The 21,029-nt window shown below is 42.7% G+C and carries 15 protein-coding genes; 1 reads left to right on the top strand and 14 read right to left on the bottom strand.

Annotation, left to right across the window (positions count from 1 at the left end; all coding sequences use genetic code 11):
• The first annotated feature begins 71 nt into the window (after positions 1–71).
• Positions 72–272: a hypothetical protein gene (locus tag JKY90_08255; GenBank protein ID MBL4852255.1), complete on the top strand. Its 201-nt coding sequence runs from the start codon at positions 72–74 to the stop codon at positions 270–272.
• 424 nt (positions 273–696) lie between these two features.
• On the opposite strand, the gene JKY90_08250 is transcribed toward JKY90_08255, so the two are convergent.
• The 14 genes from JKY90_08250 to JKY90_08185 form a co-directional block, all read right to left on the bottom strand.
• On the bottom strand, positions 697–1,233 hold the full coding sequence (locus JKY90_08250; protein MBL4852254.1) for a glycosyltransferase: 537 nt from the start codon (positions 1,231–1,233) through the stop codon (positions 697–699).
• A gap of 564 nt (positions 1,234–1,797) precedes the next feature.
• Positions 1,798–2,733, bottom strand: a complete 936-nt coding sequence (locus JKY90_08245) for a glycosyltransferase family 2 protein (protein ID MBL4852253.1) — start codon at positions 2,731–2,733, stop codon at positions 1,798–1,800.
• On the bottom strand, positions 2,687–4,708 hold the full coding sequence (locus JKY90_08240; GenBank protein ID MBL4852252.1) for an alginate lyase family protein: 2,022 nt from the start codon (positions 4,706–4,708) through the stop codon (positions 2,687–2,689). Before JKY90_08240 ends, JKY90_08245 begins: the two co-directional genes overlap by 47 nt.
• Positions 4,709–4,792: 84 nt before the next feature.
• Positions 4,793–6,121, bottom strand: a complete 1,329-nt coding sequence (locus JKY90_08235) for a hypothetical protein (GenBank protein ID MBL4852251.1) — start codon at positions 6,119–6,121, stop codon at positions 4,793–4,795.
• Between the two features lie 596 nt (positions 6,122–6,717).
• Positions 6,718–8,940, bottom strand: coding sequence for a DUF1573 domain-containing protein (locus JKY90_08230; protein MBL4852250.1), 2,223 nt, complete (start codon positions 8,938–8,940; stop codon positions 6,718–6,720).
• 426 nt (positions 8,941–9,366) lie between these two features.
• Positions 9,367–10,575, bottom strand: a complete 1,209-nt coding sequence (locus tag JKY90_08225; protein ID MBL4852249.1) for a glycosyltransferase family 4 protein — start codon at positions 10,573–10,575, stop codon at positions 9,367–9,369.
• Entirely contained in the window at positions 10,556–11,869 is a 1,314-nt protein-coding gene (locus JKY90_08220; protein ID MBL4852248.1) for a UDP-glucose/GDP-mannose dehydrogenase family protein, read from the bottom strand. The genes JKY90_08225 and JKY90_08220 overlap by 20 nt, the downstream gene beginning before the upstream one ends.
• A 55-nt stretch (positions 11,870–11,924) precedes the next feature.
• A complete protein-coding gene (locus JKY90_08215) occupies positions 11,925–13,172 on the bottom strand; it encodes a glycosyltransferase family 4 protein (GenBank protein MBL4852247.1) in 1,248 nt (415 codons plus the stop codon).
• 259 nt (positions 13,173–13,431) lie between these two features.
• Positions 13,432–14,568, bottom strand: coding sequence for a hypothetical protein (locus JKY90_08210; protein ID MBL4852246.1), 1,137 nt, complete (start codon positions 14,566–14,568; stop codon positions 13,432–13,434).
• Between the two features lie 411 nt (positions 14,569–14,979).
• On the bottom strand, positions 14,980–15,969 hold the full coding sequence (locus JKY90_08205) for a polysaccharide biosynthesis tyrosine autokinase (protein MBL4852245.1): 990 nt from the start codon (positions 15,967–15,969) through the stop codon (positions 14,980–14,982).
• A 29-nt stretch (positions 15,970–15,998) separates the two neighbouring features.
• A complete protein-coding gene (locus JKY90_08200; GenBank protein MBL4852244.1) occupies positions 15,999–17,522 on the bottom strand; it encodes a hypothetical protein in 1,524 nt (507 codons plus the stop codon).
• Between the two features lie 18 nt (positions 17,523–17,540).
• Entirely contained in the window at positions 17,541–18,293 is a 753-nt protein-coding gene (gene epsE, locus JKY90_08195; GenBank protein MBL4852243.1) for a polysaccharide export protein EpsE, read from the bottom strand.
• A 250-nt stretch (positions 18,294–18,543) separates the two neighbouring features.
• Positions 18,544–19,704 carry an outer membrane beta-barrel protein gene (locus tag JKY90_08190; protein ID MBL4852242.1) on the bottom strand — a complete coding sequence of 387 codons (1,161 nt, stop codon included), beginning with the start codon at positions 19,702–19,704 and terminating at the stop codon, positions 18,544–18,546.
• Between the two features lie 118 nt (positions 19,705–19,822).
• Positions 19,823–20,971: an AAA family ATPase gene (locus JKY90_08185; protein ID MBL4852241.1), complete on the bottom strand. Its 1,149-nt coding sequence runs from the start codon at positions 20,969–20,971 to the stop codon at positions 19,823–19,825.
• Positions 20,972–21,029: the final 58 nt, after the last annotated feature.

Below are 21,029 nucleotides of genomic sequence, written 5' to 3'. Positions count from 1 at the left end.
TGCCGCGTGGTCGCTGGGTCAAGATAGAGCAATATGTAAAGGTCAACACCAACGGCTTAAACAACGGCAAAATGATGATGTGGGCGGACGGAGAGTTGATTTATGATCATAATCATAATTGGCGTGACGCTGCGAGCACTCGACTATGGGACGGTATTTATATGTATAGCTACTACGGCGGCAATCCAAACGACCCAAGAAATCGTCCGCCTGCCGACCAATACCACTATTACGATAACTTTATCGTATCTGGCTCACCAATAACACATTAAGCCAAAATTGTTCTTACACTCCTCGGCAACAATATGCTGAGGAGTGATTGCTGACACCGAACGTACAAGCCCTCACTATATATAATCTCACAGATGCCACTAACCTTGTCAGACCAGGCTCCTGTCAAATACCGTAATCCTTCACTCCTCACTCGCCCAGAGAAAACTCTTTCCGTATTTTTTTGCTTACCGGGAAAACTCTAGTTTAGAGTTGTCTCTTTGATGGGGGGGTCTACACAATGGCACGACAAAATACAACATCGTTTCTCTACCTATACCAACCTCAGAGCCAACATCTAAAAACTTTAACAGCCCGCAACTAGAATTATGCGCCCACACATCACAATATAAGATATATAGTTACTAGTCAGCTTTTCATGTTTTCCTCGCCCTTACCTTGAGTGCTGAGCACTGTTTTGGGCAGTTATAACTTAAGCTGGTTTTTATTTGTACAATAGTCCACTGCCTCTCGAAACCCACCAAACATTTTACTTATATCCGCATCTCTATCTATCGTATCTCTGGCATTGCGTGAAAACTCGTTACATACTTCTTCGTTTCTTAGCAAATAGAGTATTTTTTCTTTCAGCTCTCGCGAACTTTCTACAAGATAGCCATTTTTTCCATTTTTCATATAAAATATCTCGGGAGCATGCCTAGTGTTTAGAAGTACCACCGGCTTTCCCCAAAAAAAAGCCTGAATCAAAGCCAAGCCGATATGCCCCGGCGTACTGAACACATCCCCCATATTGTATATTTCATTAATTTCCCTTCCATACTTCGCCCCCAAATAGTAATAATGAGGCGTTTCATTGATCAATTTCGCTTGCTTCTCCTCGATACCTGGGCCAACCACCACTACAGCCACACCACTTTCTTCACAAAATAACTGTAACAACAAATCCAGTTTTTTATAAGGCACCAATCTCGATATAAATAATATTACTTTTTCTTCCTTAATCGAATATTTTTTTTTACGGCATCCTTACTCAAAATTCCGACCCTATCGGCAGCATCAAAACAAAGCGTGTTATATGCAATAAATACTTTATCTCTGGAATATGGGGAGATGAACTTTAACTCATTAGGCGTATACAACAATACAGCGTCACTTAACTTATGTATCGTTTTGTATATTAAGCCTAGCAACTTATCATCCGATTTGCTTAAATTAACACCATGATTCCAATAAATCATCGGTATCCTGCTAATCCTGCAATACAACGTTAATGAAAATATCATCTTATCCTTAAGATGCAAAAAGTTTATCACCACATCAGGTCTAATTGAGCGTATCTTTTTAATGTAGCCAAAAACAGAAAATGGTTTTACATGTTTGACAAATCTACAGTCAACATCAGACTCCTGGTATTGGTTACTCAACACATGAAATTCGTATCCCAGTTTTTTAAATTCATCATAGAAATGATTATAGATAGTTAGTCTATAGTGAAATACATAATTCGATATAAGCAGTACTTTCTTCATAAGAAATCAGGGTTTTTCAAAACTCTCCACTAAGTCACTATTTGCTACTTTCTTTCCTGGAAATCCGAGCCCAAAAATCTGGCAGCAACAATCGCAAATAAAGTTTGACAAGCGCAATAATGCTAACACCTCTCCCACTATGCTTCCTGCATGAATAAAAATATTCCTTAGGTGGAATCCCGGTAGGAAGTAGTAATTTTCGATACCGTTCGGCCAACGGAAGCGTCGAATCTACCCATGTTCCCTTAATACTGTTTCTTGAGCATCGCCCAAGATACTCAGGAGTAATGTACATTGGAATATTATTTTTCATGCATTTAAGCCCATAGTCCATATCGCCAAATGCATGGGTATATTGCGGATCCAGCATTCCAACCATCTCCACAACACTGTTAGGTATCAAGACCAGGTTTCCATTGAACGTATCGCATCTTGCGATTTGTCCATTCGGTAGTATTCTTTTAGTCGCCATACCACGAAATGTCTGCTTCACAGAAAACCCTCCGTAGGTATGCTTGCCACTATCAGTCTCACAAAAATTACCAACAATTACAGGCTCCACACCACAATCATCGTGACCTTCATTAAAGGCATGCACCATCACTGATAAAGCATCTGGATCTAAGTCTATGTCATCATTAGCCCACATATAAGCGTCGAACCCATCTGCACGAGCAGCGCTCCAGGCCATGTTCATTCCACCATTCCAATATAAGCTGCCATCGCCGCGCAAAAGTCGTACTGCTGAAAACTTAGCAGCAACTGCGTCGCCAGTACCATCCGTACTACCATCGTCTACTAAATAAATTTCTAACTCTAAATTTTTAACCGGCAGCTGGCTATATATTGATTCAAGACACGACAGCGTCTTATCCTTTCGGTTAAAACACGTCAGTAATAATGCCGCCCTCATCACACCAGCCCCATCAAATACTTGAACTTGAATCTGAAATATCAATCGGATTGATTTCAAATTCTGTATGTAACTCTGTATCGCCGTGGACTTTTCTCGAAAACACCACCGTAGACACCGGTTCTTTCATACCAAATCGCCGAGAAATCCAACCCTGCAGTGGGTCGCTTCCACCGGATACGACTTTAAGCTGACCTTTTTCTGAATCAGCAATTTTTATTACCACTACAGCTTTACCATTGACAATAACAACTCCTTCTGGCCGTTTTTCAACTTTACATAGCTCACTAAAATGCCATGACAACTCAACTAGATGCTCATCGCTGCACGCTATGGTATCGGCAACAAAAATCTTTTTCTCAGCTTTATCATAACGTATTGTTCTTGTATGACGAACAGGGTCAGAAAACCGCATATACCCATTATGGGATGCACAAAGAGAGTCCTCATCGGCATCAACGCTCCACTCAACGTCGGAAATTTCTGCTTTTCGCAGCCACATAAAATTACCACCGATAACCGATTGATCTTGGCCATCAATACACACGGTATTATGGGCTGCGGTACCCCGAAAATAATCACGCCACTCTTTCTGGGTATGATAGGTATAGGTGCCAGGGTCTATTAATATTTCCTCACCACTTACTGACAACGTAAACGAAAGCGCGTCAGCATGCCCATGTGCGGCAATACCAAGATACCCCAACGACCCTGCATCAGCTATTATTTTAATTTCTTCTTCACTCTCGAACTTGTCACCTAATATATAGTAGCCACCCTCTACGAACTCTCTTCTAACTGGCAAAGAAACATCGTTAGCGCTTAAAGACTCGAATTTCTCTAAAGCCTGATCACCTAGAAGCCATCGACTCTTACCATCATACCCACCTGACTTGACAGCAAAATCAGCTCTGTTGAACAAAATAGCGCCTGTAGCTAGCAATGATCTAAATGGACACCAATTATTTTCGCCTTGCACCAAACCAACAACAAAACCATCATCTGCATCGCCTATCATCGGAATATGGCCAGCAACATCCATTATCGATGCGACAAACTCAAGCATACTCTCCAAACGTGCATCCCAAGCACTAGAAAACTCGCACTGATTCGAATCTGCTGTCAATTTTGAGATAATCAGGAAGTCCAAGACAAATTGTTGGTAAGCAATGGCCTGCTCGCGATTCACACCATCAGCGGTATTCTGTAGCAATGTCTCACGTTCTAATATACTTGCAGCTTCTTTTCGCCATTGATTGAATTCCGACCAGAATGGCCATCCAACAGTAGCAATAAACACACCTGACGCCTCTCCAATTAAATGATTATTAGCTGATGAATAGCGAGAATAGTGCCCTTTTATAAAGTGAACATGCTGATAAATCGATTTTAGCCACCTGTCACGAAATTCTTCGCCTTCTTTTCCTTTAAATAATGTTGATTCGAGGCCGCCAACTAGCTGCCATACGAGATACCAATTAATAAGACGAATTCCCAGTTCCAGCGAACTCACCCATTGTGGCCCCATCAAATACGGACACTGGTCAAACCAGGAATCTAAATGTAACTTTAGAACATTAAGATAATCTTCTGACTGAGTGAGGGAATACGCTTGAGCCAAGGTAACCAGATGAAGGTGTCGGCTAGGCTCCCAAAGATACTTAATATCACCAACCAACTTCTCGTTACGGTAATCGAGCGTCTTACCAAAAACCATTGGCGCATTTTTCCCCGATAACGGGTCTTGGTTCCATTGGGGGGGGGTACCAACATATTGGTCACGTAAATCAAAAACGTTTAACAAACCCTGTATGGTCTTATCCGAGGCTTGACAATAAGATGCTGGTTGCTCGCTTTTGTTTTTCCCAAACCAAGAGATTGATTGGTTAACCAAGTTAGGCGAGGGCGGGTCACTAACAATAATCAGGCCTAACTTCTCTAGACTATTTTTAATTAACGTTACTACGCGGTGCAATATTTCCGGCAAGGACATACACTGCAAGCGCTTTACCAACCACTTCCCTTTATCAATCATTTACCTGTAAAAACCATAAGCTTAATCAAATACTGACGCCATAAAATCAGTGCTAACTAAAATTGTTATGGCAAAAAAACAACTTCACACATTACGTATTACAAACGGTGTTTTACCATTTGGCATAGATTCTAATGAATCGACCACTTCGACAACCACGTCAATTTCAGGGGGAATATAATTGCGCGCATTCGCAATAATTTTTATTCTATCAGACCCATTAAAACCGGAATTTGCTAACACTCTAATCGTTATTTTGTTCATACAATTTTGCACGATCTGCAAACGCAAAATATGCTCCACGTCTCTAGGTATGTGGTTTAAACCACGAAGATCCCTACCATCTTGAGTAACAATAAATTCATTTGACCGACCTGCAATACCTAAGAATGGTTTAACACCGAACGCAACCTCTTCAAGGTCTTTCGCGGTATAGGTTGAAGGAATAACAGCAAAGTCTCCCGTATTGTAACGAATAAGTGGCATAGCATTATTCCAATAAGTAGTTGCAATTATTCTCGCAGTTCTAGTTCCGTTATCAGCATCAGGCTCTTCCTCTGGCTGCAATTCAACATAACCATATGCTGGCGAAAACCAATATTCTTCAACTTGAGTTGCATAGGCCAAACATACACGCTCGCCCTGACCATAATAATCAATTACTTTTGCTGACAGTATTTTAGTGATTGCCTTTGACAGCTCAGGCGCCATGGACTCTGAAGATGACAAAACAATTGGAACCTTGAGTCGCAACCCAGCTTCATCCATCAAACGAAGCATGCTTGCCAGCGTGCCAGGATACACCCACAATACCTGAGGTCGAAAATCCTGTAGTGCAGCAACAAACCAATCAATCGTATGCCTTGACATATGTACGCTTGATAAAATCAGTCGCTTCCCTTTGTGTCTATAAACACCAAATGGTGGTTTATTGTCCGTTAGGCTTTTAACTTCATCAGCGCGCAGTATCGCAATTCTTGCGGAGCGAAAGCTTACCCCATGCGACTTGATCAAATTATCGATAAACGCTTGCTCTACAGCAATACACTCTACAGACCGCAATAAATTCAGTGGCAGACCTGTAGTGCCTCCAGTAGAGGCAGGAATAGATGAGAAACTGCGATGGGAACAGATACCTGGAGAATCCCGCAATACAGTCTTCTCTAGCACCGGCCAGTTGTCATAATTGCTGCCAAACTGCCTGCCATAGGGTGTTTTAGATGCGTGCAACAAAGCACGATCCCTTAACACCTCAGCAAGCTTTTTCCGCTCAGGCATACCCTGGCCGTTGAATTTTTTAATGGCTCGCAAAGCGCGTGTGTAATAAAGCGGGTGGTAACGAATAAACCTATCTAGCAAACCTATTTGCTTGGCTTTTTTTGCAATACTTGTCAGGCTGTTCTTGAGATACATATTGCTGTGCCCTGCGCCCCAATCATTTAGGGCGCAGTCTAGCGCTAAATTTGCTACACATCCACAATTATTGCGCATCCCTCATGGCCTTTGTACTCATATGTGAAAATTTATAATCTCAATGTTTGCAACCTACGACGATAGCGCTAGATGTACAAAAAATATTGTCTACAGAAGTATTGATCATTCATATTGGTAGCCCTATAAAGCCACACAGTCTAAGTCAGTATGACTTGATGATTTCGTTTCAATTTATCGTATCTTGTTGCAATTTCTTAAAAGTATTTAAGCCTCGAAAAGATATTCTCTGCGAGATAGCAATGTTTGTATAAACGCCAGTCCATGTCATCATTGCTAATCCTCAAGTTGTTTTTTTGGGCTATGGGAGCCCGATTTTTTCCCTCGAAGCTGACCTCTTAACGAGTCACTATTCTAGCCTTTGCCTGCTCTGCTGTTGCAACATAATTTTTTTGGCTTCGGCACAAAGCACATCCGTGATGCATGAGCCGGGGCATTACTATTGTTGGGGTAGAACCTGCAATATGACGAGTTTACCCTTAATAATCCCCCTCCTTAAAGCCAATTATCAACAGAGCCTAATGTGTGATCGGCGAAGCAGACACGATAAAGTTATCATAATAGTGGTAATTATCAGCAGGTGGTCGATTCCTCGGATCAGAGGGGTTGCCACCATAATAGCTATACATAAAAACCCCATCGATCTTTCTGTTGGCATTGGATACCAAGTTTCCTGGGTAGTTTGTATCTGCCAACCATAAATGTGTTCGATCATAAATTAGCTCCCCATCCATCCATATCTGCATAAGCCCGTCTCTGACATTGACCGTATTGAGTTTTACACGCTGTTCTATTTTAACCCAGCGGCCACGCGGCATAATATATTGTCCGGCCAAGTTTTCTCTTTGAGTCCTGAAGTCAGTATCTGTTGGACTTATGTAATTAGCCCAACGAGGCTGTTGCACGCTCTCCTTGTCATAAACAATACTGGAAAAGCTCCCATCACCGCGACCATATGCAGCATTTGAAAAAGTTTGCATTCGAGTATTGAACCCCGGTATTGTCGTTTCGTGCGGCCTCACATTATGCAAATGCGACGCATTAAGCAAGTTGGTAGTGCTCATCATTGCAGGCATTTTGTGTTGTAACGGTTGAAACCAGCCATTGGGGAAGTAAGCATCGTAGGCAAAATAATATTCTTCTGTGGCAGGAAAATCTGCACGAAACCGAAAACCACCGGCTCGAACGCTATTGCCGCCTCTGCCTTCTCGGTGCAAGACACGTAAAACATTACCACGGCCTGAATTCGCTGGGTCTGCAATAATATCCATAGAGTTAGCATTAGGTCCATGAACGGTATCGTTATAACCGTTTACACCTACGTTAAAATCTGATCGTAAGTCTGATTCCCGATATGCACCTCGGCTCAGGCGCTCAAAATCAACGTCCAAAACAGTGTTTTCTGGCAACACTCCACTATCACCCACGCCTAGCAAACTGACGGTTCGTGTTGCTGCCCCATCACCATTGACTAAGAGCACATCACTCCTGTTGCCCAACCCAGCAGGGGAAAAGGTAATGTTTACTACGCAACTCTGACCGCTTGGCACAAAGCCATTACAATCGTTTGTTTGGGTAAAGCTCTGTTGTGCTGCTGTTGAAATATTGGTGATGACCAGTGGCGCACCACCAATATTGGTCAATATGACTGACATATCAGCGCTAGCACCCATTGAAATACGACCAAAGTTGGCGGCACTTGTGGAAAAAGAAATAACGGGCTCTGGAACCTCTGTATTGGCTCCGGTAGAACCACCATTGTTATCTACTACAGGTCTACTATTATCTGATGATAGTGTAGGCGCCATTAGGGTTGGTGATAAGGAGCTAACAGAGCTTGTATTCACCCCTGTGTATTGACGCTCTGACTCAAGAATGAGGCTAATATCTTTGATTCGAAATTGCGTATCTGGAACATATAGGTTTTCGACATTCGCAGGAATAGCAGATATATCGAGCCCACTGTCACCATCAATCTGGCCATCATTAAAAAGGTCATCTGCAAGCTTTACCACAACATCCCCTGCAGATAGCGTATTGCCCGAGGCATTTCTGAGTTCGACGATGATTGCGGCTAGCGCCTCAATAGCTGCACGATGCTGAATAATCGCACCTTGTTGCGCTTGGCTTAACGTAGTCTCACTTAATACAGCAGGTGTCGTAAGAAAATTTACACTTGTTTCAGTGCCGAAACCAAGCGCCATACCAACATCCGTTATCGCAGCGGCAAAATTATCATGAAAGGCCGTGTTGGAAGAGCTGCTTGTTGAGTTGAGCTTTACCATTTCATGCGCAATCGTTGTATACGGGGTAGCGAAAATTGGATTACCCGCCAAAGCATCTTGAATTGTAAAGATGCTTGTTAAATTCGTAATGACAGGAGTTTGGTTGCTGTTAAGATCGATACTGCTCGCACCGTCAACGACTAACACTAGGGGTCTAGATATGCTTGTTGGAATCTCCAAAGAAGCAGGCCTGCCCACGGAATCTGTCACGCCTGACGCAAGAGGGAGCGCTGGATCATAGGACAATGGCAGTGATATATTGAGCTCGTATATTGAAACCGTCGCATTGGCGAGAATGCCTTTAATGCCCGATCCGAGAATAGTAACCGTTGATTCTTGCGATGCATTATTATTACCGCCACCGCCACCGCCACCGCCACCGCCACCGCCACCGCAAGAAGTAACAGCAATCGATATCAGAAAAATCAAAACTGAAGAAAGTAAACGTAGACCCATACCAATCACCGTGGAGTGCTGTAAATATGGGTTGGATTCTGTCTCTAAAATCGATTAAGAACGGTGATTGAGTTCACAACTCAGAGAAGCGTATTTTACTGGGATTGAAAAGTAACGATTAGCGCACAAACAGGCCATCTAGCTTGAATGTGAGCAGCTTTAGGTCTAGCCTCAAGTTTAAGCCAAGGCAAAGCTATGTATTTTGGCTGTTGTGAAAAGTGTGATGTGGCTATCAAAATGTGTTGGCAGACAGCCAACCAAATAGGAACGGCAAGAATTAGAGATTGCTGAACTACAGTTTCATAATGGCATAACGCGGTACGGCCAAACCCAACATGCCCTTCAAGTACTACGAGCAAACCTGCTAAAAAATAAGCCCATGCACAGCCAACTATAAAGTCATTAGCAAGCCATACTATAAATAATCTAATTTAACCCGTTAAACAGCGTCTCATAGGCATTTAAAAGCTTAGGTGCTTCATGTTCCCAAGATAACGTTTTTTCAATTCGCTCTCTTCCCAAGAGCCCCATGGTCTCCCTTTGCTTTGGGTTATCGAGCAGTTCAACTATTTTTCTTGCCATATCCTCGTCGTCATTTTTCAATGCATACAACGACGCCCCCTGCGCTGAATATCGACCCTCTGTCAGATCAAACTGAACAATAGGTTTGCTCAATGCCATGTACTCCATAATCTTGTTCATTGTAGACTTGTCGTTCATTTCATTGGCAACATCAGGGTTCACACACACATCTGCCGTATTTAGCATTTGCAGCATTTCTTCATCGGGCACCCGCCCCGTAAACGTCACATACTCCGAGATATTAAGTTTCTCGGCATAGGCTTTCATCTCATTCAGTGAAGTGCCGCCACCAACCAAACCAAAATGCACGTCTTTGCGACCTATTTCGTAGACAATGTGCTGTGCTGCTCGTAAGAGATAATCTATGCCCTCTTGCGCACCCATTACCCCGACATAGCCAACCAGAAACTTTCTTCCTTGCTTGAGCGATTCAACAGGTGGCATAATTTTTAGGCGATCCAGTTTTGGCCCACTACGAACGACAAAAACTCGATCCTCCGGCATACCACCACGCTCTATGGCTATGCGTTTATAAGATTCATTAGTAGCGATAGAAACATCTGCCGTTTTAAACGACCACTTCTCCCACGCCAGCATGATTTTATAAAACAAATCACGACGACCAAATTTAGCTTCATACAGCTCGGGGTTGATATCATGATGGTCGAATAAAAACTTTTTTCCAAACAGTTTAAAGAAACCACCTATTAAGAAAATATTATCGGGCGGGTTGCAAGCATGAATAACGTCAAAGCCACGTGTCAACAGCACGCGACAAGCAAGCGTAAACTGCCAGAACAAGGCAACTGAATACTCCAGCAAATAACCCAGCGCACCCTCTGCTTCAAGAGGCAAGCTATGCCGATAAATATGCACCCCATCGATCAGCTCATATTTTTCTTCATAGCCTTTGCCGACCGGGCAAATAATTGACACCTCGTAACCTGCCTCATTGAGCGTAGTCGCCTCTTGCCAGACACGACGATCAAACGGCGACGGCAGGTTCTCAACTATGATAAGTACACGTCGGGCACTACCAGCATATGCCGTCATAACGACCTTCCTTGCTTCTATCCTGGGTGATACGAACAAGATCAACAATAACCTGGTCATCCTTGAGTCGATCCATAACGCTGGTAAAGTCCTTATCGCCATTACCAATCACAATCGTCCTACCATGCTCAAGCACATCATCAATGCTGCCCACCATCAATTTTGAAATATGTGGAATTTGATTCATGATGTAATCTCGATTGGCACCAACCAGTTTTGCCAAATTAACGTTTTTATCATAGAGCTTTAAATCGTATCCTTTGCCCAATAATCGCTCTATTAGCTCAACGATTGGGCTTTCCCGTAAGTCGTCGGTTCCTGCCTTGAAGCTAAAGCCGAGAATGCCGATTTGCTTATTGCCTTTTTCTGTAATCATATTCAGGCCTCTTTCGACCTGATATTTATTACTAATCATAATTGAATCGAGAATAGGCACATCGACATCGAGACTATGAGCCTTATAGGTCAAGGCTCGCACATCTTTAGGCAAACATGAGCCACCAAAGGCAAAACCGGGTTTCATATAATAGGGAGATAGGTTTAGTTTGGTATCTTGGCAAAAAATTTCCATGACTACGTGGCCATCGAGTCCAACCGCTTTCGATATATTACCGATCTCGTTGGCAAACCCCACTTTCAGTGCATGCCATACATTGTCACTGTACTTGACCATTTCAGCCGTACGCACATCTGTTTTTATCAATGGCGCATCAAGTTTCGCATAGATACTTGCCAACAAATCACCGCTCTTCGAATCCGTTTCACCAATGACTGTTTTCGGTGGATGATAGAAATCATAGACGGCAGTGCCTTCGCGCAGAAACTCCGGGTTATTGCACACACCAAAATCAACACCTGCCTTTTTGCCCGAGGCTTCCTCCAGTACCGGTATCACCACATCACTCATCGTGCCGGGTAACATGGTGCTACGCGCAACCACGACATGAAACCCGTCTTTTTGCCGAATCGCCTCACCGATTTGTTCGCACACATTTCTGACGTATTTTAGATCCAGACCACCGTTTAATAAACTCGGAGTACCAACACAAATAAAGGACATTTCACTATTGTTAACAGCATTTTGAACATCGGTCGTAGCTCGCAGCGAGCCCGATTTAACCGCATTAGAAACTATAGCGCCAATTTCATCCTCGATAACAGGAGTTTGCCCGCTGTTAATGAGGTCAACTTTTGGTTGGTAGGGATCTACACCAATCACTGTGTGCCCCTCTTTCGCCAAGCAACCTGCCGAGACAGCGCCAACATAGCCAAGACCAAATATACTGATTTTCATGTTTGTTCCTCGTTTAACACTCTATCGTTGCCTAATCTCATAGAACTTATATTCTTCAAAAACGTTCTAATAACTCTTGATACAAGCTCAAATATCTTTTCGCCGACTGCTCAAGAGTAAACGACTGAAGGACTGTATCGCGAGCTTCAGCGGACAAACCATCCCAACGTTTATTATTTTCTAACACCCAAAACAGCCCTCTCGCTAAATCATCCACATCAAACGCGCTGGCAAGATAACCATTAGTTTTGTGCAAAATCATATCAGGCATACCACCAGTATTAAATGCCACAACAGGCGTGCCGCAAGCAAGAGACTCAAGCACTGTATTGGGCAAATTATCTTCAAGCGACGGCGCCACAAAAACATCGGCAGCAGCATACACAAGCGCTAGACTGATTTCATCGGCCAGTATGCCGAGATAATGGGTTTTCATGGAAAACTTACTCTCCCCAGAAGATGCTCCAAATACGATCAACTCATAGTCAGTTGCAGTTCCCCACGCCTCAAGTTTTGAAATGGCATCAACTAACAAGTGATAACCTTTTCTTTTATCACTTGTTGCTGATCCGGCGCCAAATAGAATCAATTTTTTATCTTCTGGTAGCCCTAGAATTTTCCTGGCAATAGTATGGTCCACCGGGTGATATCTTTCGTGATCGATACCGTTAGGCAAAACTTCTACCCTAAAATTATTGAATAGCGCGCTCTCACTGGCACAACGAGCCATCCATTTACTTGGAGCGGCTATTACTATTTTTTCTCCCAACGTAGACCAAGACTTCTTTTTTCTTGCCCAAATCCACCGATGAATATCTAACTTTTTTTCATCTAACGGTCGATTTTTCTTTGAATATCCTTCCTTATATCTAACGCTATTACCAACATAATGCTCACCCCCAGAAAATGCCCACATATCATGCAATGTCCAGACGACTGGTTGATCGAACTTTGCCAAGGTTTCAATTGACATAAAACCATCATTTACCCAATGAAGATTCAAAACATCCGGAGAAATCTTTTTTATTCGATTAACCAACCTGTCTGGAACCCAGGATGCGGAAACCCTGTCCATATCAATGCTTGAAAAGTGTCCTGGCACCCTGTCTAGTAACGGTGTCAATTTTGACATTATTTTGTTAAAGGTACCTACGGCACCAACAATAGAACTTTCTTTATGGCGCCGCTTATTCACTAACATCATCGATGCTGAGTTAAGCCGCATCAACCCTCTATGCAATCTATGCGCAGCGATTCCCGCGCCGCCAAGCTGCGCTGCATTACTGACATGTAATATTTTCATACCATGAACCTATTATTTGCCAACCAATTCAATTGAAAAGACCGTATATTTTGTGTATACGAGATAATTCGCTCTGCATTTTTTCGATTGAGCTTAAATAGTCCCAAGCTGACACTACATTAACTGAAGCCTTAGGGCGCGCCTAACCCAGCTCGCCACACTTCTATCAGCCAAATAAATCTATACCAGCCAATAAATTGGTTGCGTATTGTTTACCGTGCTCCATCACATACAATGACAATCATTAAAATAGCAGCAGTCATCGATAATCAGCAACAGACTTCGCTTTTCGCTCCTTAGTACTCAGTGTGTTTTCCTTTTTTCGAACTACAAACATGCCAACAATAATCGCCAGCATGATAGGAGAAAACAAATAATAAGCCTCAGAATACAAAAACAAAACAATACTCACAAAACCAATAAATGATACGACAATATTCTTATTGTAGACTAAGAACGCCCACAACATTGACCCTAAGTAAAATATCGTAAATGGCAAACCAAATATCGCCGCCAGTTTTGTTATGCCATTAGATGAGGCGCGCCCCAGACGTGTTTTTCCAATGACCGAAAATGCTTTACGATAACCTTCATAGCCAAGCCCAAATGGGTATTTTTTAATTATCTCCTTATCCACCAACAATTCGAAACTACGTAAATCTTGCTTATCACCAATAGATTCTATAGAGGAATAACGCTCTATTTTATCAAAAATCACCGATTGAATCAGAGGGGCCAGCAAGACCAACATCAATACTGCCATGATAACAGCCGCCAATTTGACCCCATTTGATATTGTCTGGCTGTACAGAAATGCACCCAACATAATAAGTGCTGTCGTCATATAGCCAGTAGTCGATTGCGTGGTTGCGATAGTCACAAGCAATATAGATAAACCTACCATTTTTTCTTTTTTCTTCAACCCCGAGTCATAAAAAAATAATATGAAAATCGCAGCATTAAGAAAAAATTGATACGCGCCCGGCTCAAAGAAAATAGAGTTATTTCGATCCAAATGCACATTAAAACGAAACATGTATAACATGCCCTCGTATCCAGATTCTATTCCCGTGGGGCCCACCCATTGGTGCGCGGGAAACAAACCTACGAGACCACTGAGCAACGAAAACTGGTCTGATGCATAACCAATAATGCTCACCGCTGCAAGAAATATTACTAACCTAGTATATACTCCTAAAAATTTCTCTCTGACTGTAGCAATAACAAAATATACAAACATAAATTTTATAACTGTCGCCACTAGCCCAGAGACAGGTATGCCACCCTGGGTATAGGACGACAGTATTAACAGTAAAATAACAGTCACAGACAAATAGATTAAAAATTTTATGTTAATTTCACGCGCGGAATACACCCACCAGGCAAGTGCCGCCATAGACGTTGCGAAAATCAATATTAAATTGGAATTTAGCGATTTAAAAACTAGCGCACCACTAGTAAAAATCAGCAGGTAGACTAAGACGTAATGCGTGATTATTTTAGCATCGAAAGGTATCTTCATATTTTACCTGACACCATTCATATGATCATTAAAAATGATAAAGTCAAAAAATAACATCAATTTTTTTCTATAAAAAATTAATAGACACGCTGCATCAATATTTTTGCTGTATGTGAAAACCCATACATTTTTTATACAACAAGCTCTCGCCATAATTTCAAAGCAAGAAAATAATTTCGTAAGCTGTATTTAGTCATCACACTATTCATATAAATGCGTGGCGTATCAAGCTAACTACAGCATACTTTATCGTCTCTTGGTGACAGGATGCCGAAAGGTCTTTAATTAATGATTAAACACGGTTCCAATAATATCCACCTTCGCTTGATGCAGTGCCTCCACTAACTTTTTACTATCATACATAGAAGACTGGTTTTTTCGCAGAACTACTATTGCCTGACCAGCCGCGTGCGCTACTGTCTGTACATCTCCCAAATATCCTCCCGGGGGAGTGTCTAGAAAAATTACATCATAGTAAGTGGATATCTCGCCAAGGATTTTTGGTAGCACATGAGAACTTAATAACTCTCCTGGATGTGGAGGCAATGCCCCAGTCGGAAGAACGTAAAGATTTGGGACTGTAGAGACTGCATACGGTAATTTAGCCAGGTTTTCTCTGCTCACTCGACCTGCTAACATTGATGACAACCCTATCCGTGCATTGACCGAGAATATCTTATCGATTCGCGGAGTACGAAAATTGGCATCTATCAAAAGTGTTCGCTTTCCCAGCTGCGCCATAGTGACCGCAAGGTTAGACGCTATATATGTTTTACCTTCCTGTGCGCCTGGGCTTACTACCGCAAAGATCCGTTTACCTTCTGACATTGCGCCAACGATTAGTTGGCTACGTACTAGACGTAAAACCTCGGATTTTTTGTGGAACGGTTTATATAACGTAACCAATTCTTCTGATATCGTACAATCAGCATCATTAATATAGGTATAACCATATTGACGACATAGGGCAAATTTTATATCTTCTTTTGTCAACAATCGCAGCTGCAAAGCTGCCTCACCAAAATATATATCTTCGTCCTGTTGAACTTGCCGGATAAGCTCAATATCACCTTCAGATAGCCGCTTTGCCTCAAGTAAAATTTCACCAATACTATTTTCAGCAGCATGTTGTACTTCTAAATCAAGCTCTTCAATAGCAGGATTTTCTGTAAACTCATCCGTGACAACTGAATCAACATCATTGCGAATCGGATATACATTTTCATCAGGCGCTTTTTCCTGCTGCTTTTGTAACGCTCTTTGTATGGTATCCATCGACATTGTCTATTTACAAACCTACTTGTTTATCTGGGCAAAACGCCCAAAACCTTAAAATCAAATTCCTGATATATGTCTTCAGGTGACCTTACTTTTCGCCAAAAAAATTCTGCGACGACAACGATAAAAATAGACAAGGCAAATGCTATCGCCAAAGAAAATAATAATATCTTAGATATTTTAGGGCTAAATGAATTAGAAGTAGCACGCGCTTTATCAATAACATTAACGTTTGCTTCCTCAACCGCTGCTTGTAAATTTGTAGTATTCGCCTGTCCTAGAATCGAATCATAGGCGCCCTTTCTCCTTTCCACCTCAGCTTCAAGCACACTGATTTGATCAAACTGCTGTTGCAAGCCGAGCACTATTTTTTTCTGCTTACCGGTACTTGCAGAAAGCGATTGATATCTTGTCTTCAACAAGCTCTCTCTATTCGCAATTAAATTGGATATCGTCTTCAGCTCCCTTTGCAATTTTCCCTTTACTTGGCTTAATTCGCTTCTCAGTTGACGTAACCTGGGATGGTTCGCCCCTAAATCAGATGAACTTTCCGCAATCCTACCTTCTAACTCTCGTATTATTGTGCGGATAGACCGTATATCAGCGTTCTCTGAAATGGCCGCAAGTGACAACAATGATTTACCTTGCTGTTTAATTTTGTCCAGCTGTCTTCTTGTGACCTCCGCCCGCCTAAGATCACTTTGTACAGTAACCAATTCAGCACTCATCTTTTCTAATTTTGTTGATTCCAAACCCACCCTTTCGGACGAAATAACGATACTCTCAGAAGTTTTATATTGTGTTAACGTCGCCTGTGCTCTTTCCAAACCTGCTTTTAGGGTACTTAACTGTCCTTCTAACCATATTTTGGAACCCTCCGCTGGGCTGCGTAGCAATTTCAGATGCGTATCAATGTATGCCGCTGAAAATCTATTAGCAATTAATGCAGCCAATTCAGAATCGGCGGATGCATAACTAATATTGACAATTCTCGTGCCAAAAACGTTTTCAACCGCCAACCTTCTCAGCATAGATCTCGCCTGCCAAGATGTAGAATCCACATCTCTCTCAGCCAAAACATCCTCATCATTTGAAGATGTACTCTCATATAGAAGATCACCACTATCTTCATCCTTACGAGCGAATAGTTCCATCAACTGTTCTATCCAATCAAGGACCGATCCAATATACACTCCAAGCAGCGGCTGACCTTTATCTAAGGCAAACTCCAGTCTTTCCTGCTGCCTAACAGACAAACCATTAAAAACTTGTTCCGCAACCAGCTTACTTTGAATCAAATCGATTTGAGTATTTATGTAAACCGATTCATCGCTCCTCATAGCCAAGTTGCCACCTGCACTTGCAAGCGGGTTAGTAGGGTTAAAGAATTCAAAATTTACCGATACCGTTGAGGAATAAAGCTTTGGAGACTGAGAATATATAAAAATACCTGCCGCCAAAGCGCACAACACCAAGGCAATCACTATCCGCTTATAGGCGAAAAATATCATCAAGTATTGATTTATATTTATCTCTTTTGTAGTACTCATACTAAAAATTCAACCAACCTAAAAAATACTTTCTTTAACGTAGATAACATCATTAGCTTGCAATATATCCCCTAACGCCACTTTTTTCTCGGCCACTTTGCCATCTTTCTGCCTGCTAACCACCAAACGTTTCCTCGAACCTCGATCAGTTAGCCCAGAACCAACGGACAGCCCTTGCATTACTGTCATATCGCGCCGCAGCCTATAAATACCTGCAGACCTAACTTCACCGTAAATATAGAACTCTTCCATTCTTGGCACTAAGACTAAATCGCCAGCCTTTAATTCAATATTCTGGCTTAAATCACCTTGCTGAAATCTAAGCAAATCCACCTCTATTCTCTTTGCCTTACGACCAGCCCCTCTCACCACAAGCAGCACATCACCACCTTCGGCTCTCAGTCCACCAGCATTGGCCAGCATGTCGATAACCGAGCTTGTACGCTCGATTGGATATTTTCCAGGTTTATTGACAAAGCCCAATACTGAAACCTGGGCACTTTGGTATTGCTCAACTAAAATAGATACTTGAGGGTTTTTCAGATAGCCGCCCTGCTTAAGAGAGCCCGATATTGCTCTTTCTGCTTCCACTTTGGTTAAACCAGCCAGTCTAATCTCACCTATCAAGGGGAACGTAACACTACCCGAAGCGTCTATGCGTGAAACAGTGGTGAGATCTGGCTGCTGAAAAACAGTAATTTTAACCGTATCATCGATACCAAGTCGGTATTCCTTAGGCGTATCGGCAAATACAGTTACTCCCCAGAACACAAAAATTCCGATGAAAATAATTTGGTACCAAGTCCTCACAAGCCTTCCCTCTTAAACAATTAAACGACACGCCACCATCCTATCGGAAAGATAACAGACATTCTTTAACCGGCGATGAACAGAATATACAGTAAGAGCACTTGCCAGCTCATTTCGTTCACTGGCAATATCTTTATTAAGATACAAGGAAAACCCGCTAAGCCAAACAAATAGTAAAAAAACCAATTGGCTTATGCTATTTTCCTATGATTTAGATCGTGAAGCGGATCCCCGCACTAAGCCTAGTCTGGTCAAATTCACTATCACTAACATTTGAATCTCGGGTCTGATAACCCAAACCCAAGTTAAGCGTCAAAGCACGGTTCAATCTATATGCTAAACGAGCACGCAGAGATAGCAAATCATCAGACCGGCCGCTATTAGTCGAGCCTCTAAAATCACGCTCCTCATAGCGAAGCTCCCCACGAAAAGCAAGCTTCGGAGAAATTTTCCATTGCGGCTCAATCGCTGCGCCTTCTGCGACAACAAGACTGGCAATCTCATCCACCAACGACGTTTGGCGAAATAATTTAAAATCTACAAGCGTCTTACCACTGATGATGTGCCGGTATTCCACTTGCCCTGTTCCACCTGAAAATTCACCACTTTCTGCGTTTCTGGGATCTCGTTTGGTTCGTCCCAGGGAAGCTGCAAAACGTGACTTACCTGTTACGTTCCAGCGAGCAACGACACTGTATTGGCTTTCATCGAAATCATTACTGACGAGACCGTTATTATCAAATTTTGTCTCATTTTCCTGCAAACGAACCCCAACAAAGGTTTTGGCTCGCGTCTGAAAAAGAGCCTCTGCATAAATTGCAGTCGTATCCCGGTCAAGCTCGGGGCGTTCGTCATAACCCACATCACGAGCATTACTGCCCAGCACTACAGTCCACCTTGGATGTACTGGAATTTTCGCGCTGCCATAAAAGTTTTGATCAACGACAGTATCGCGACTCGCAGACTGGAATTCGAAGAAGTCCGTCAACCCTCGCTCATACTCATAACCCAAGGTGCCACTGGCACGACTGGCGTAGGCCCATTGCCACTCACCCTTCAACTCGCCATTATTATTATCAAGCTGATCAAAACGATTAAAGTGCGTACGACGCAATTCAGCATCAACATTAAACTGCTGGCGGCTAACAGGAATTTTGACATTGGCGCCCACACCAAAGGTGGTTTCTATGTCAGAGCGTGTTGTCGTACCACTTTGTGCCAAGGCCTCCGCACTGTTAGCTACACGAAATACATTGTCGTCATAAATAGCATTGGTGAACACATAAACATCAAAATTCTCATCTGCTGCATTAACCGTAACAGAAGACAATATAGCTGCGCTAATACACGCCAACCCTACCCAATTATTCATAGCAACTCACTCAAGTTTTTATAAAAAATGCAAAAATCGCAAACGATTACACCATAAAATAATGCAACAGCCTTGCTAAGGAAGTGCTCTTGGGGTGCACCATTCATCAATCCACACCCTAACCATCTATCACAACCTCGCAAGCATCACGCAAGGCCGTAATGTGCCTATCCATTTTTTCTTCCAGCAACTGCACACGCTTTTCAAGCAATGTAATTCGCTTTACTGCCTCATCACTGGCGAGACCAACCTCGCTACTGTCTGGTTTCGTAATCGTCGCATGCTTAGCTAACTTCGCATTACTACCTCGCGTAGCTTTTTTCAAGCTTCGCTTAGGTGTGCGTACCTGTTCTGAAGATGCACCCCTGGCCTGTGATGAGGGCGCCTGTGAAGGCTCTATGGGGATAAACTCTTGGTCTTGCTCATCATGAATATCGCCGCCAAATTGAGAGCCAGGGGTCTCTTGCTGTAATTCTTTAACCACCGTATCAACATGTTCAATATCGATAGCCAGCAGCTCTTCTAGATAGCCAAAGAGCAGTAAGCGGTCGCACAGCTGATTAACCAAACGCGGCACACCATTCGTATATTTATAAACAGCAGCGTAGGCTTCATCGCTAATCACTGGGTCTGTAGTCCAGCCTACCAAGGTCAGGCGATGTTCAATATAGGTCTGAGTCTCGTCCTCCCCCAATGGGTTAAGATGATAAGCGGCAATCACACGCTGGCGCAGCTGCTCCATTTGCGGCGAACGTAGCGTATCTTTGAAGTCAGCTTGCCCTAACAAGAAACTCTGTAACAAAGTTTTACCAGACAATTGAAAGTTGGATAACATGCGCAACTCTTCTAACGAACTCAGCGGCAAATTCTGCACTTCATCGATCACTAACAATACGCGCTTGCCTTCGCGTGCGCGCGTAATTAAAAATGTTTCCAGGTTCTTAAGTAGAGTTGCCTTACCTAACCCTTCATGAGCCAAACCATAAGACGCGGCAATCATTCGCAGCATATCGTCGGCACCGAGCTGTGTCGTAACGAGCTGCGCAGCAACAATGTTTTCTTTAGCAAGACCAGCGAATAGATTACGCACAAGCATGGTTTTGCCTGTGCCAACACCGCCGGTAATGACAATAAAACCCTCGCCTTGTGTCAGGCCATACTGCAGATAGGATTGAGCACGCTTGTGGCCACGGCTACCGAAAAAAAACCGTGGGTCAGCGTTTAACGCAAATGGCTTGGCTGATAAGTTATAAAACGACTCGTACATGGCTTACTTCTCTTTACTAGAGACTGGCTGATTCTTTCTCGAAACGTTAATAATTCAG

Source organism: Gammaproteobacteria bacterium (assembly GCA_016765075.1).
Lineage (GTDB): Bacteria > Pseudomonadota > Gammaproteobacteria.
This window is presented reverse-complemented; position numbering and strand designations above follow the sequence as displayed.